12 protein-coding genes are annotated in these 11,656 nt (G+C 66.5%); 8 read left to right on the top strand and 4 right to left on the bottom strand.

Features of this window, described 5'->3' with window-relative positions; all coding sequences use genetic code 11:
• The first annotated feature begins 62 nt into the window (after nucleotides 1-62).
• The 3 genes from gcl (at nucleotide 63) to glxR (ending at nucleotide 3,734) form a co-directional block, all read left to right on the top strand.
• Complete coding sequence (gene gcl / locus DTS01S_RS22785; protein ID WP_061288948.1) at nucleotides 63-1,853, top strand: glyoxylate carboligase; 1,791 nt, start codon at nucleotides 63-65, stop codon at nucleotides 1,851-1,853.
• 115 nt (nucleotides 1,854-1,968) lie between these two features.
• Nucleotides 1,969-2,769 (top strand): hydroxypyruvate isomerase, encoded by an 801-nt coding sequence (hyi, locus tag DTS01S_RS22780; protein WP_047217819.1) that lies wholly within the window; start codon nucleotides 1,969-1,971, stop codon nucleotides 2,767-2,769.
• Nucleotides 2,770-2,819: 50 nt separating this feature from the next.
• On the top strand, nucleotides 2,820-3,734 hold the full coding sequence (gene glxR / locus DTS01S_RS22775; RefSeq protein WP_013803708.1) for a 2-hydroxy-3-oxopropionate reductase: 915 nt from the start codon (nucleotides 2,820-2,822) through the stop codon (nucleotides 3,732-3,734).
• A gap of 96 nt (nucleotides 3,735-3,830) precedes the next feature.
• On the opposite strand, the gene ggt is transcribed toward glxR, so the two are convergent.
• The gene (ggt, locus tag DTS01S_RS22770) at nucleotides 3,831-5,651 is read right to left on the bottom strand and encodes a gamma-glutamyltransferase (protein WP_016449779.1); all 1,821 of its coding nucleotides are present in this window, start codon (nucleotides 5,649-5,651) and stop codon (nucleotides 3,831-3,833) included.
• A gap of 337 nt (nucleotides 5,652-5,988) precedes the next feature.
• Here ggt and uraH point away from each other — a divergent pair, with 337 nt between their 5' ends.
• A complete protein-coding gene (gene uraH / locus DTS01S_RS22765; RefSeq protein ID WP_012204044.1) occupies nucleotides 5,989-6,339 on the top strand; it encodes a hydroxyisourate hydrolase in 351 nt (116 codons plus the stop codon).
• A 110-nt stretch (nucleotides 6,340-6,449) separates the two neighbouring features.
• On the opposite strand, the gene DTS01S_RS22760 is transcribed toward uraH, so the two are convergent.
• Nucleotides 6,450-6,839 carry a DoxX family protein gene (locus DTS01S_RS22760; RefSeq protein WP_016449777.1) on the bottom strand — a complete coding sequence of 130 codons (390 nt, stop codon included), beginning with the start codon at nucleotides 6,837-6,839 and terminating at the stop codon, nucleotides 6,450-6,452.
• A 318-nt stretch (nucleotides 6,840-7,157) separates the two neighbouring features.
• Between DTS01S_RS22760 and DTS01S_RS22755 the strand changes: the two genes are divergently transcribed.
• Entirely contained in the window at nucleotides 7,158-7,742 is a 585-nt protein-coding gene (locus DTS01S_RS22755; protein ID WP_016449776.1) for a BPSL1445 family SYLF domain-containing lipoprotein, read from the top strand.
• A 65-nt stretch (nucleotides 7,743-7,807) separates the two neighbouring features.
• Here DTS01S_RS22755 and DTS01S_RS22750 read toward each other — a convergent pair whose 3' ends face one another.
• On the bottom strand, nucleotides 7,808-8,137 hold the full coding sequence (locus DTS01S_RS22750; protein ID WP_016449775.1) for an Arc family DNA-binding protein: 330 nt from the start codon (nucleotides 8,135-8,137) through the stop codon (nucleotides 7,808-7,810).
• Nucleotides 8,138-8,230: 93 nt separating this feature from the next.
• On the opposite strand from DTS01S_RS22750, the gene DTS01S_RS22745 reads away from it, so the two are divergent.
• The gene (locus DTS01S_RS22745) at nucleotides 8,231-8,620 is read left to right on the top strand and encodes a hypothetical protein (RefSeq protein WP_017404032.1); all 390 of its coding nucleotides are present in this window, start codon (nucleotides 8,231-8,233) and stop codon (nucleotides 8,618-8,620) included.
• Nucleotides 8,621-8,623: 3 nt separating this feature from the next.
• Here DTS01S_RS22745 and DTS01S_RS22740 read toward each other — a convergent pair whose 3' ends face one another.
• Nucleotides 8,624-9,112 (bottom strand): hypothetical protein, encoded by a 489-nt coding sequence (locus DTS01S_RS22740; RefSeq protein ID WP_016449773.1) that lies wholly within the window; start codon nucleotides 9,110-9,112, stop codon nucleotides 8,624-8,626.
• Between the two features lie 130 nt (nucleotides 9,113-9,242).
• On the opposite strand from DTS01S_RS22740, the gene xdhC reads away from it, so the two are divergent.
• Nucleotides 9,243-10,118: a xanthine dehydrogenase accessory protein XdhC gene (xdhC, locus tag DTS01S_RS22735; protein ID WP_016449772.1), complete on the top strand. Its 876-nt coding sequence runs from the start codon at nucleotides 9,243-9,245 to the stop codon at nucleotides 10,116-10,118.
• A 186-nt stretch (nucleotides 10,119-10,304) separates the two neighbouring features.
• Entirely contained in the window at nucleotides 10,305-11,633 is a 1,329-nt protein-coding gene (locus DTS01S_RS22730; protein WP_017404031.1) for a urate hydroxylase PuuD, read from the top strand.
• The last annotated feature ends 23 nt before the right edge of the window (nucleotides 11,634-11,656 follow it).

Below are 11,656 nucleotides of genomic sequence, written 5' to 3'. Positions count from 1 at the left end.
TGCAGGCGTTCCGCCAACAGGCCCGTCTGCCTAGAGTTGTCTCCAGTTTGAAGGAGACCTCCATGGCGAAAATGAAAGCAATCGAAGCCGCAGTCCGCGTGCTGGAAAAAGAAGGCGTTACCGTCGCATTCGGCGTTCCCGGTGCCGCCATCAACCCGCTGTACGCAGCGTTCAAGGACCATGGCGGCATAGGCCATATCCTGGCGCGCCACGTCGAAGGCGCAAGCCACATGGCCGAGGGCTACACCCGCGCCGTGGCCGGCAACATCGGCGTGTGCATCGGCACCAGCGGCCCGGCCGGCACGGACATGATCACGGGCCTGTACTCGGCCAGCGCGGATTCGATTCCGATCCTGTGCATCACGGGCCAGGCGCCGCGCTCGCGTCTGCACAAGGAAGATTTCCAGGCCGTGGACATTGCCTCCATCGCCAAGACCGTGACCAAGTGGGCCACCACGGTGCTGGAGCCGGCCCAGGTGCCGCGCGCCTTCCAGCAGGCCTTCCACCTGATGCGCTCGGGCCGCCCCGGCCCCGTGCTGATCGACCTGCCCATCGACGTGCAGCTGGCCGAGATCGAGTTCGACATCGATACCTACGAGCCCCTGCCTGTCTACAAGCCGGCCGCCACGCGCAAGCAGGTGGAAAAGGCCATCGCCATGCTCAACGAGTCCGAGCGTCCGCTGCTGGTCTCGGGCGGCGGCGTGATCAATGCCGATGCGTCTGAGCTGCTGGTGGAGTTTGCCGAGCTGCTGGACGTGCCCGTGATTCCCACGCTGATGGGCTGGGGCACCATCCCTGACGACCACCGCCTGATGGCCGGCATGTGCGGCCTGCAGACCAGCCACCGCTACGGCAATGCCACCATGCTGGCCTCCGACTTCGTGCTGGGCATCGGCAACCGCTGGGCCAACCGCCACACGGGCTCGGTCGAGGTCTACACCAAGGGCCGCAAGTTCGTGCACGTGGACATCGAGCCCACGCAGATCGGCCGCGTGTTCGCGCCCGACTACGGCATCGTCTCGGATGCCGGCGCGGCGCTGCAGCTTTTCGTGGAGGTGGCGCGCGAGTGGAAGGCGGCTGGCCGCCTGAAGGACCGCAGCGGCTGGGTGGCCGAATGCCAGGCCCGCAAGAACAATGTGGAGTACCTGCGCAAGACCAATTTCGACAACGTGCCCATGAAGCCGCAGCGCGTCTACCAGTGCATGAACCGCAGCCTGGACAAGGACACCTGCTATGTCTCCACCATCGGCCTGTCGCAGATTGCCGGCGCGCAGTTCCTGCATGTCTACAAGCCGCGCAACTGGATCAACTGCGGCCAGGCCGGCCCGCTGGGCTGGACCGTTCCGGCCGCCCTGGGCGTGCGCGTGGCCGACCCGGCCCGCAAGATCGTGGCGCTGTCGGGCGACTATGACTTCCAGTTCATGATCGAGGAGCTGGCCGTGGGCGCGCAGTTCAAGCTGCCCTACATCCATGTGCTGGTCAACAACAGCTACCTGGGCCTGATCCGCCAGGCGCAGCGCGCCTTCTCCATCGACTACTGCGTGCAACTGGCCTTCGACAACATCAATGTCGACGACAAGGAAGAGTCCAAAGGCTATGGCGTGGACCACGTCAAGGTGGTCGAGGGCCTGGGCTGCAAGGCCATCCGCGTACACCGTCCCGAGGACTTCGCGCCCGCCATGCAGCAGGCCGAGGCCTGGATGGCAGAGCACCGCACGCCGGTCGTCGTCGAGGTCATCCTGGAGCGCGTGACCAACATCTCCATGGGCGCCGAGATCGACAACGTGATCGAGTTCGAGGATCTGGCCGCAGCGCCTGCCGACGTGCCCAGCGCGCTTGCACTGCTGGATTGACCGGCCCGCCACGGCACATCGCACGGCATTGCACTGCACTGCTTTTTCTATCGGCGGGGCACCCTGCGTGCCCTGCCGCTCCCAACCCACCAAACGACTACCGGAGACTTCTGACATGCCCCGTTTTGCTGCCAACCTCAGCATGCTGTTCACCGAGGTGCCCTTCCTCGACCGCTTCGAGCGCGCGGCGCGCGCCGGCTTCGAGGCCGTGGAATTCCTGTTTCCCTACGCCCACACGGTCCAGGAGATCAAGGAGCGCGTCGACGCCCACGGCCTGCAGATCGTGCTGCACAACCTGCCGGCCGGCGACTGGGATGCGGGCGAGCGCGGCATTGCCTGCCACCCCGACCGCGTGGACGAGTTCCGCGCCGGCGTGGCCAAGGCCGTGACCTATGGCCATGCGCTGGGCGTGCCCCAGCTCAACTGCCTGGCCGGCAAGGCGCCTGCCGGTGCCGATGCCGCGCTGCTGCGCCGCACCTTCGTGGACAACCTGCGCTTTGCCGCATCGGCGCTGAGCGCGGCCAATCTGCGCCTGCTGATCGAGCCCATCAACCCCTTCGACATTCCCGGCTTCTACCTGAACCGCACGGACGAGGCCCTGTCCATCCTCGACGAGGTGGGCGCGCCCAACGCCTTCGTGCAGTACGACATCTACCACGCGCAGCGCACCGAGGGCGAGCTGGCGGCCACGCTGCAAAAGCACCTGGCGCGCATCGGCCATGTGCAGCTGGCCGACAACCCGGGCCGCAACGAGCCGGGCACGGGCGAGATCAACTACCCCTTCCTGTTCGCGCACCTGGACCGCATCGGCTACCAGGGCTGGGTGGGCTGCGAGTACAAGCCCGCGCGCGATACCGAATCGGGCCTGGGCTGGCTGGACGCCCACACCAGCGTGCGCGCAGCAGTCGCCGCCTGAGCGCCGCCAAAGTTTTTTCAGCTTTTCAAAAACGACAAGGAGTACACAGCATGAATGCATCCTCTCTCAAGCTTGGTTTCGTGGGCCTGGGCATCATGGGCGCGCCCATGGCGGGCCACCTGCTCACGGCAGGCCACCAGCTGTTCGTGAACACCCTGGGCAAGATCCCCGCGCAGATCGCCGAGAGCAGCGCCACCCAGTGCACCACGGCGCGCGGCGTGGCCGAGCGGGCCGACATCATCTTCCTGATGCTGCCCGACACGCCCGATGTCGAGAAGGTGCTGTTCGGCGAGGACGGCGTGGCCGCCGGCCTCAAGGGCAGCAGCGGCAAGGTGGTGGTGGACATGAGCTCCATCTCGCCCGTGGCCACCAAGGACTTCGCTCGCCGCATCGAGGCCATCGGCGCCCAGTACCTGGATGCGCCGGTCTCCGGCGGCGAGGTGGGCGCCAAGAACGCCACGCTGTCCATCATGGTCGGCGGCCCCGAGGACGTGTTCGCGCGCGTCAAGCCGCTGTTCGAGCGCATGGGCAAGAACATCACCCTGGTGGGCGGCAATGGCGACGGCCAGACCGCCAAGGTGGCCAACCAGATCATCGTGGCGCTGAACATCGAGGCGGTGGCAGAGGCTCTGCTGTTCGCATCGCGCGCCGGCGCCGACCCGGCCCGCGTGCGCGAGGCGCTGCTGGGCGGCTTTGCCTCGTCCAAGATCCTGGAGGTGCATGCCGAGCGCATGATCAAGCGCACGTTCGATCCGGGCTTCCGCATCTCGCTGCACCAGAAGGACCTGAACCTGGCCCTGAGCAGCGCGCGCCAGCTCGGTGTGTCCCTGCCCAACACCGCCCAGGCCCAGGAGCTGTTCAACAGCTGCGTGGCCCACGGCGGCGCGAACTGGGATCACTCGGGCATGGTGCGTGCGCTGGAGATCCAGGCCAACTTCGAAGTGGGCCAGAAGGTCCCGGCCTGATGCCGCGCAACTGACAACGCGATTGGTGGGAGGGCGGCCTTGCGCCGCCCTGTTGTGAAAAGCCGCGCTCGGCAACGGGCGCGGCTTTTTCTTGCTTCAATATCCCAGCGTCTGACCGTCGGGGTTGCGCGGGTCGGAGGCGCCGTAGAGCATGCCGTCGCGCAGCTGGATGGTCTGCGTGCGGCCCATGGATGCCTTCACGGCAACGTTGTGGCCGCGCGACTTGAGCAGGGCCACGGTGTCGGGGCTGATGCCCTTTTCCACGCGCAGTTCGTCGGGCGTCCACTGGTGGTGAAAGCGCGGCGTGGCGGCGGCCTCGGCCGGGTTCATGCCGAAGTCGATGGTATTGACCACGGTCTGCAGCACGGTGGTGATGATGCGCGCGCCGCCGGGGCTGCCGGTGACCAGCACGGGCTTGCCGTCCTTGAGCACCATGGTGGGCGTCATGGACGACAGCGGGCGTTTGCCTGCGGCCACCGCATTGGCATCGCCGCCGACCAGGCCGTAGGCGTTGGCCACGCCGGGCTTGGCAGAGAAGTCGTCCATCTCGTTGTTGAGCAGGATGCCCGTGCCCTTGGCCACGATGCCGCTGCCGAAGTTGGTGTTCAGCGTATAGGTCACGGCCACGGCGTTGCCCATCCTGTCCACCACGGAGTAGTGCGTGGTCTGGTCGCTCTCGTAGGGCTGGGGCTTGCCGGGCTTGATGTCCTTGCCGGCGCGCGCCTGGTAGGGGTCGATGCCGGCGGCCAGCGCCTCGGCGTAGCGCTTGGACGTCAGGCCCTTGAGCGGCACGGTCACGAAGTCCGGGTCGCCCAGGTATTCGGCCCGGTCGGCATAGGCCAGCTTCATGCCTTCGGCCATGTAGTGGATGCTCTGTGCGCTGTTGGCGCCCCACTGGTTCATGGGCCAGCGTTCCATCATGTTGAGGATCTGGATCAGGTGGGCGCCGCCGGAGGACGGAGGTGGCATGGTCACGATCTCGTAGCCGCGATAGGTGCCGCGCACGGGCTCGCGCTCGACCACCTTGTAGTTCTTGAGATCCTGCAGCGACAGGGCGCCCGCATGCGGCGCCATCTCGGCCGCGAGCTTGCGGGCAATGGCGCCTTCGTAGAACACCTTGGAGCCCTGCTGCCCGATCAGGCGCAGCGACTGCGCCAGGTCCTTTTGCACCAGGCGGTCGCCGCGCTTGAGGGGCTCGCCGTTGCGCCAGAAGATGGCCTGGGTGGCGGGCCACTGGCCCATGTTCTTCTTTTCCTGCTCCAGGATCTTGGCCAGGGTCTCGCTGACCGTAAAGCCCTTGTCGGCCAGCTTCACGGATGGCGCAATCACCGTGGACAGCGGCAGAGAGCCCCATTTCTTCAATGCATGCTCCATGCCGGCCACGGTGCCGGGCACGCCCACGGCGTAGTGGGTGTACAGCGACTTGCCGTCAATGACCTTGCCGTCCGCGCCCACGTACATGTCCCGCGTGGCCTTGGAGGGTGCGACCTCGCGGAAGTCCAGCGCAATGTTCTTGCCGCTCTTGGCGTCGTGCACGATCATGAAACCGCCGCCGCCGATGTTGCCGGCATTGGGCAGGGCCACCGCCAGCGCAAAGCCCATGGCCACGGCGGCATCCACCGCATTGCCGCCCGACTTCAGGATCTGCAGGCCGATGCGCGAGGCCAGCTCCTGCTCGCTGGACACCATGCCGTTCCTGGCCACGACGGGATGGAATACATCCATGTCGAAGTCATAGGCTGCACTGGCCGCCTGGGCTGCATTGCTTTGCGTGATGGGCGCTGCCGCCGGTGCAGGTGCTGCGGCCACCGGCGCTGGCGGCGCCGAGGCCGCGGGCGGCTGTGTGCTGCTGCAGGCGGCCAGGCTGGCAATGGCCAGCGCCAGGCTGGTTGCCAGCAAGGGGGAGCGAAATGGCATCGGTATCTCCTTGGCAGATGAAACAGTGGAACCGTTGAAATGAGCGAAAGTCCTTTGCCGCCCGGTATGCGATGGCCGCAGGGCCTGCAGCCGGGGCGGCGGCGGACCACAGTGTAGAAGCATGGCGTTGCAGGCCTGCCCACGGGCCGCTGCCGACGCCGAAAGTGCGGGTATCTGCCTAGGCTCAAGCTGCATGGCGCACTTCAAGGGCGTACAAAAACTGTATACACTTTGCGAATGCACGAGGGGGCCGCGAGTGCTGTCGCGCGCCGCGCTTCGTGCATCGACCAACCAATGACAACCGGGCGGGCCAGCTCCCGCCGCACAGGAGATTTCCATGGGCCTGAGCACCCACGTCCTCGACACCATGAATGGCTGCCCCGCAGCCGGCATGGCTGTCGCGCTGTATTCCACCGATGGCGACCAGGCCACGCTGATCAAGAGCCTGGTGCTCAACCACGACGGCCGCACCGATGCGCCGCTGTTCGACAACAACAGCCTCAGGACCGGCACCTACCGGCTGACCTTCGACGTGGCGGCCTACTTCAAGGCCCGTGGCGTGCAACTGCCCGAGCCCAACTTCCTCAACAAGGTGAGCCTGGACTTCGGCGTGGCCCATGCCGACCAGCATTACCATGTGCCCCTGCTGGTCAGCCCCTGGAGCTATTCGACGTACCGGGGCTCCTGAGCCCTGGACTGCAGGCGCAGGCTGTCGGGGGATGGCCTGGAGTGAAACCTGAAATGACGAACGGCCCGCATTGCGGGCCGTTGCTTTTGCATCTCCAGCAAGCGTGCGGCCTACTTGCCCTTGGAATGCCCCATGGCCACGACCAGGGCCGAGATGAAGAAGAAGGCCTGCAGCTCCAGCGCCCAGCCTCCCGAGCTGTGCAGCTGCATCACCTGGCCCGTGTGCACCAGCGCGAAGGCCACGATCATGTTGACCGCAATCACCAGCGCCGCGGGCACCACCCACAGGCCCACCAGCAGCAGCAGCGGCGCCACCACCTCACCCAGATACACCGCATAGGCCAGCCAGCCAGGCGCGCCCGCGGACTCCACCATGCGCTCGATGCTGCCTATGCCGTAGCGGATCTTGGCCCAGCCATGAAAAAGCAGCAGGACCGCAAGCGTGACGCGCAACAGCACCATGGCTGCCTGGGGATGGTGAAAGTGGCTCCAGAACTTCATGAACTCCCTCGATGTGGATGGGCCCGGTGGGCCGGGTGTTGCTGTGGGTGCATTCTGGCATCAGCGGGCTTTCGGTGTCGGCTGTGGCGGCCCGGAACGGGATTTTCAGACATTTCCTGCGGGCCTGTAGTCCTATGGCGCAACTTGTGACATGTCTCATCACAAGTACCGCAAAGCGGCCTAGCATCGTCCCCAGCCTGTCTCCGAAGCGGTTTGCGAGCACTGGTAGGGGTGCCCGGGACCGGGAGGCAAGGTGATCAATCCAATGAACCGATGGGGTCTCCCCAAAACGTCCAATCAAGAAAGGCAGGTTTTCCCATGCGTCAGTTTTCTTTGCGTACCGTCGTGATGGCCACTGCACTGGCGGCCGGCAGCGTGGCCATGGTCGGCTGCACCACCACCAAGCCGGAAACCCAGTCCGCGCCGCGTGCTGATTCCACCACCGTCAATGCGCGCGCCAACGCTGCGCTGGAGCGGCTGTACCAGACGGCGCCGGGCTCCAAGGAAATGGTGGCCCGCTCCAAGGGCGTGCTGATCTTCCCCTCGGTGATCGGCGGCAGTTTCGTCATCGGTGTGGAGCATGGCCGCGGCGTGCTGCGCGTCGGCGGCCAGAACAAGGGCTTCTACAGCACCACGGGCGCCTCGGTGGGCTGGCAGGCAGGCGGCCAGTCCAAGGCTGTGATCTATGTGTTCAACACCCAGGAAGCGCTGGACAAGTTCCTTGCCAGCGACGGCTGGTCCGTGGGCGCGGATGCCACGGTGGCCGCAGGCAAGGTGGGCGCCAATGGCAGCGTGGACACCACGACTGCCCAGGGCCCCGTCACCAGCTACGTGCTGACCAACGCGGGCCTGGAAGCCGGCGTGTCGCTGCAGGGCTCGAAGATCACCAAGGTGGTCGAATGATCCCGGCCCTGAGGGGCCTTTGAACGAAACCGGCCTGCGGGCCGGTTTTCTTTTGTGCGGGCGGATCAGGCGCCGCCGGTTGCGCCGTCTTCACTGGCGGATTGCGGCGCAGCGGGCGCGAGCACGGCCTGCTCTATGCGTTCCAGGCGCTTTTCGATGCGCTCCACGGCTTCGGCGCTCATCTTGATGTCGTAGATGCTCACGGGCTCTTCGCATTCCAGCGAAGGGTCCGTCGAGGCCGACAGGCGGCCCAGCAGGGGGGCCTCGAACGTGGTCTGCAGCCGGGCCACGACTTCGGCGTTCATGGAACGGCCGGTGCGCTTGGCTGCCTCCTCGACGAGGTCCTTGAGTTCCTGCGGCAGGCGCAGCTTGTACTGAGGATCGGTCTGTTTCATCGCCGGCAATCATGGACCGGAAAGGTATTGACTGCAAGGGACCTGATAGGTATTGTTGCTTCGGGACCAGCACGGTCCCGCGCAAGGGATGCCATGAAGACAGTGAAGCAATCGGGCCACAGCCATCAGGAACCCTCACCGCAGCACCAGGAGGTGCTGGCGGTGGATGCGTTGTGCCATATGGGAGCGGCCCTGGGCGTGCTGGAGCTGCATGCCGAACGCGCCGGCTCGGCCATGGTATGTGCCGCGCGTGATTTGCTGCGTGGCTACCACGCCAGCGCTGACCAGGCGGTGGCCGGCCTGCAGGCCGGCGACCGCTCGGCAGGCGTGCTGCCGCAGCTGTCGCAGGACCTGGGCTATGCCATCGAGGTCATCGATCGCGTGAACGATGACGCACCGGACGACCTGGTGCTCTATGCCGTGACCTGCCTGCTCAGAAGCGCCCGAAGCTTCGCCGACGGCCAGCCGTGCGCAGCGGCCTGAGGCTCAGAGCTGGCCCTCGGTCAGCGTGTCGAGCTGGAAGCGGCCGGACTTGTCCCAGAGCCAGGTATCGGTATAGGTGATGCGGGCGGCGCCGGCAGGAGCGGGGAAGGGCGCGGCGGCGCGCACCAGGCGCTCGATCTCGCTCACCACCTCGGGGGCATGGCCGGGCGCGCGCATCCAGTGCAGGCGCTGGACCTGGCCGTTGCGGTCGATCTGGACCTGGAGCACGCCGATCGCGTAGAGCATGGGTGGCAACTGGCCCTTGTAGATGCGATCGGCATTGCGCGCGTACAGATGGTTGGCGGCCACCTTGCGGTACTGCAGCTGTGCGCTGGAGCTGACGTCGTCGGGGCGCGGGCCGGGGCCGGGCGGGGACTTGCAGGCCGTGACCAGGGAGGCAATGGCGGCCATCAGGCCGGCCCACAGCCAGGGGCGGCCGGAACGTGGCTTTTGCACGGAACTGTGCTGCGTGGAATCAGGGGAATCGGGCATGATTGCGAGCGTATCCTGAAACACTGCGGCACCGGCAGTCGGAGCGCAAAACTCAAGTGCCGCAGCGGACAATCCCGCAACAAATTCCAACGAAGCCCGCAGGCGCCACGACGGGCTGTCAGGTGCGCCCATGTGGAGTGACACGTTCAACAAAGTCGAGCAGGGCCTTGCGCAGGGGCCGCTGTGCTGGGTCGAAGTGATGGACTCGCGAGGCTCCGTGCCGCGCGAGCGCGGCGCCTGGATGGCGGTGTTCGCCGACCGCGTGGCCGGCACCATCGGCGGCGGGCACCTGGAGTTCGATGCCATCGACAGGGCCCGCAGCCTGCTGCGCGGCTGGGCAACGCCTGGCGAGCAGGGTAGCCAGGGCGGCCAGGTCGCCACCGAGCACCAGCACCGCTATCCGCTGGGCCCCAGCCTGGGCCAGTGCTGCGGCGGCGTGGTGATGCTGAGGTTCGTGCTGGTGCCCCAGGGCCGCATGGACATGCTGCGCGAGCGGCTGCAGCCGCCGCGCGACTGCGTGGCCCTGTTCGGCGCAGGCCACGTCGGCCATGCGCTGGTGCGCCTGCTGTGCAATCTTCCCTACCGCGTGATGTGGGTGGACAGCCGCGATTCGGTCTTCCCCGAGGAGGAGCACGAGCTCGTGCAGTGCGAGTATTCAGACCCCGTGCAATCGGCCGTGGCCGATCTGCCTGCAGGCTCCCAGGTGCTGATCATGAGCTTCAGCCATGCCGAGGACCTGGAGGTGGTCGCCCAGTGCCTGGGCCGCCAGCGCCAGCACGGCGACCTGCCCTATGTGGGCCTGATCGGCAGCGCCACCAAATGGGCCACCTTCCGGCGCAGGCTGCGCGAGCGCGGCTTCAGCGATGCGGAGCTGGACCATGTGACCTGCCCCATCGGCGTGCCCGGCATCAAGGGCAAGGAGCCCGAGGTGATCGCGGTGGCCGTGGCGGCGCAGCTTCTGCAGCGGCGCAGCGCGGTGTCCGCGCGGAATCAGGGAAATCTCTAGTGAATTGATGCTGCGCAAGCCGATGGGCTGGCGAAAAATTGCATACACTTTGTGTCTACGAAATGGTCGCAGCGGTGCACCGGCGGTATATCTACCGGGTGCGCGGCCTTTTTCTTCTGCTCAGAGCGCCCGCAGTGGTGAGCAGGTTGAACACCGGCGGCCCCCACGCTGCCAAGGTTGAGAGCTATGGAAAGCTACATTCTCGACTGGGCCAACCTGCTGTTGCGGTGGCTCCACGTCATTACGGCCATCGCCTGGGTCGGTTCCTCCTTCTATTTCGTCTTCCTCGACAGCAGCCTGACGCCGCCCGTCGATGACGATCTCAAGAAGCAGGGCGTCAGCGGCGAACTCTGGGCCGTGCACGGCGGTGGGTTCTACCACCCCGTCAAGTTCAATGTCTCCCCGCCCAAGCTGCCGGACCACCTGCACTGGTTCTACTGGGAAAGCTACACCACCTGGCTCAGCGGCTTTGCGCTGCTGACGGTGTCGTACCTGTGGAACGCCAAGATCTACCTCGTCAATCCGGCCGATCCCAACGCCATGGGCTCGGCTGCGGCCATTGCCTCGGCCCTGGCCTTCCTGGTCGTGTTCTGGCTGCTGTACGACGGCATCTGCCGCGTCTTCGGCCAGAAGAAGAACGGCGACGCCACGGTGGGCGCCATGGTGCTGGTGCTGGTGTGCATCGCGGCCTTCCTGGCCTGCCACATCTTCCCGGGCCAGGCCGCCTTCCTGCTGATGGGCGCCATGCTGGCGACCTCGATGAGCGCCAACGTGTTCTTCTGGATCATCCCCGGCCAGCGCACGGTGGTGAAGGCCCTGAAGGAAGGCCAGCCCGTGGATCCCATCCACGGCAAGCGCGGCAAGCAGCGCAGCGTGCACAACACGTACTTCACGCTGCCGGTGCTGTTCGCCATGCTGTCCAACCACTACGGCTGGCTGTACAGCCATGAGCTGAACTGGCTGGTGCTGATCCTGATGATGTTCGCAGGCGCCGCCATCCGCCAGTTCTTCGTGATGCGCCACGGCTTCAAGCTGGGCCGCAATGCCCATCCCTGGCCCTACGCCCTGGTCGGCGTGCTGGTGCTGATCGGCACGGCCGTCTGGCTCAAGCCCGCGCCGGCGCCTGCCGCAGCGCCTGCGTCGGCTCCCGCCGCCGTGCAGTCGCCTGCCGCAACGACCGAGCCCGCAGCAGCGGCTCCCGGTGGTGACTCGGCAGCGCCGGCTGCGCCTGCAGCCCCTGCGTCCCCGGCTGCCGCCGCTCCTGCCGACGGCGCCGTCGGCTATGCCCAGCTCGCGCCCTTCTTGCAGCAGCATTGCGTGGTCTGCCACGGTGCCGCCCTGCAGCAAAAGAATGTGCGCCTGGACTCGCCCGAGCAGGTCAAGGCCCATGCCCAGCAGATCTACCAGCAGGTGGTGCAGCTGCGCAAGATGCCCTTCGGCAATCCGGGCGCCCTGAGCGATGACGAGCGCGGCATGGTCAAGCGCTGGTACGAATCGGGTGCATCGGTGAACTGATCATCCTGCCGCGCCCATGCGCT

The organism is Delftia tsuruhatensis NBRC 16741, assembly GCF_001571325.1.
Classification (GTDB): domain Bacteria; phylum Pseudomonadota; class Gammaproteobacteria; order Burkholderiales; family Burkholderiaceae_C; genus Comamonas; species Comamonas tsuruhatensis.
Note: the sequence above shows the minus strand (reverse complement) of the source record. Positions and strands in the feature narration are given on the sequence as shown.

What these genes read in the sequence shown, in the direction of transcription:
- DTS01S_RS22740 (WP_016449773.1), bottom strand. Translation starts at nt 9,112, where the DNA reads ATGCCCGATTCCCCTGATTCCACGCAGCACAGTTCCGTGCAAAAGCCA.
- DTS01S_RS22755 (WP_016449776.1), top strand. Translation starts at nt 7,158, where the DNA reads ATGCGTCAGTTTTCTTTGCGTACCGTCGTGATGGCCACTGCACTGGCG.
- ggt (WP_016449779.1), bottom strand. Translation starts at nt 5,651, where the DNA reads ATGCCATTTCGCTCCCCCTTGCTGGCAACCAGCCTGGCGCTGGCCATT.
- glxR (WP_013803708.1), top strand. Translation starts at nt 2,820, where the DNA reads ATGAATGCATCCTCTCTCAAGCTTGGTTTCGTGGGCCTGGGCATCATG.
- DTS01S_RS22745 (WP_017404032.1), top strand. Translation starts at nt 8,231, where the DNA reads ATGAAGACAGTGAAGCAATCGGGCCACAGCCATCAGGAACCCTCACCG.
- hyi (WP_047217819.1), top strand. Translation starts at nt 1,969, where the DNA reads ATGCCCCGTTTTGCTGCCAACCTCAGCATGCTGTTCACCGAGGTGCCC.
- DTS01S_RS22760 (WP_016449777.1), bottom strand. Translation starts at nt 6,839, where the DNA reads ATGAAGTTCTGGAGCCACTTTCACCATCCCCAGGCAGCCATGGTGCTG.
- xdhC (WP_016449772.1), top strand. Translation starts at nt 9,243, where the DNA reads ATGTGGAGTGACACGTTCAACAAAGTCGAGCAGGGCCTTGCGCAGGGG.
- uraH (WP_012204044.1), top strand. Translation starts at nt 5,989, where the DNA reads ATGGGCCTGAGCACCCACGTCCTCGACACCATGAATGGCTGCCCCGCA.
- gcl (WP_061288948.1), top strand. Translation starts at nt 63, where the DNA reads ATGGCGAAAATGAAAGCAATCGAAGCCGCAGTCCGCGTGCTGGAAAAA.
- DTS01S_RS22730 (WP_017404031.1), top strand. Translation starts at nt 10,305, where the DNA reads ATGGAAAGCTACATTCTCGACTGGGCCAACCTGCTGTTGCGGTGGCTC.
- DTS01S_RS22750 (WP_016449775.1), bottom strand. Translation starts at nt 8,137, where the DNA reads ATGAAACAGACCGATCCTCAGTACAAGCTGCGCCTGCCGCAGGAACTC.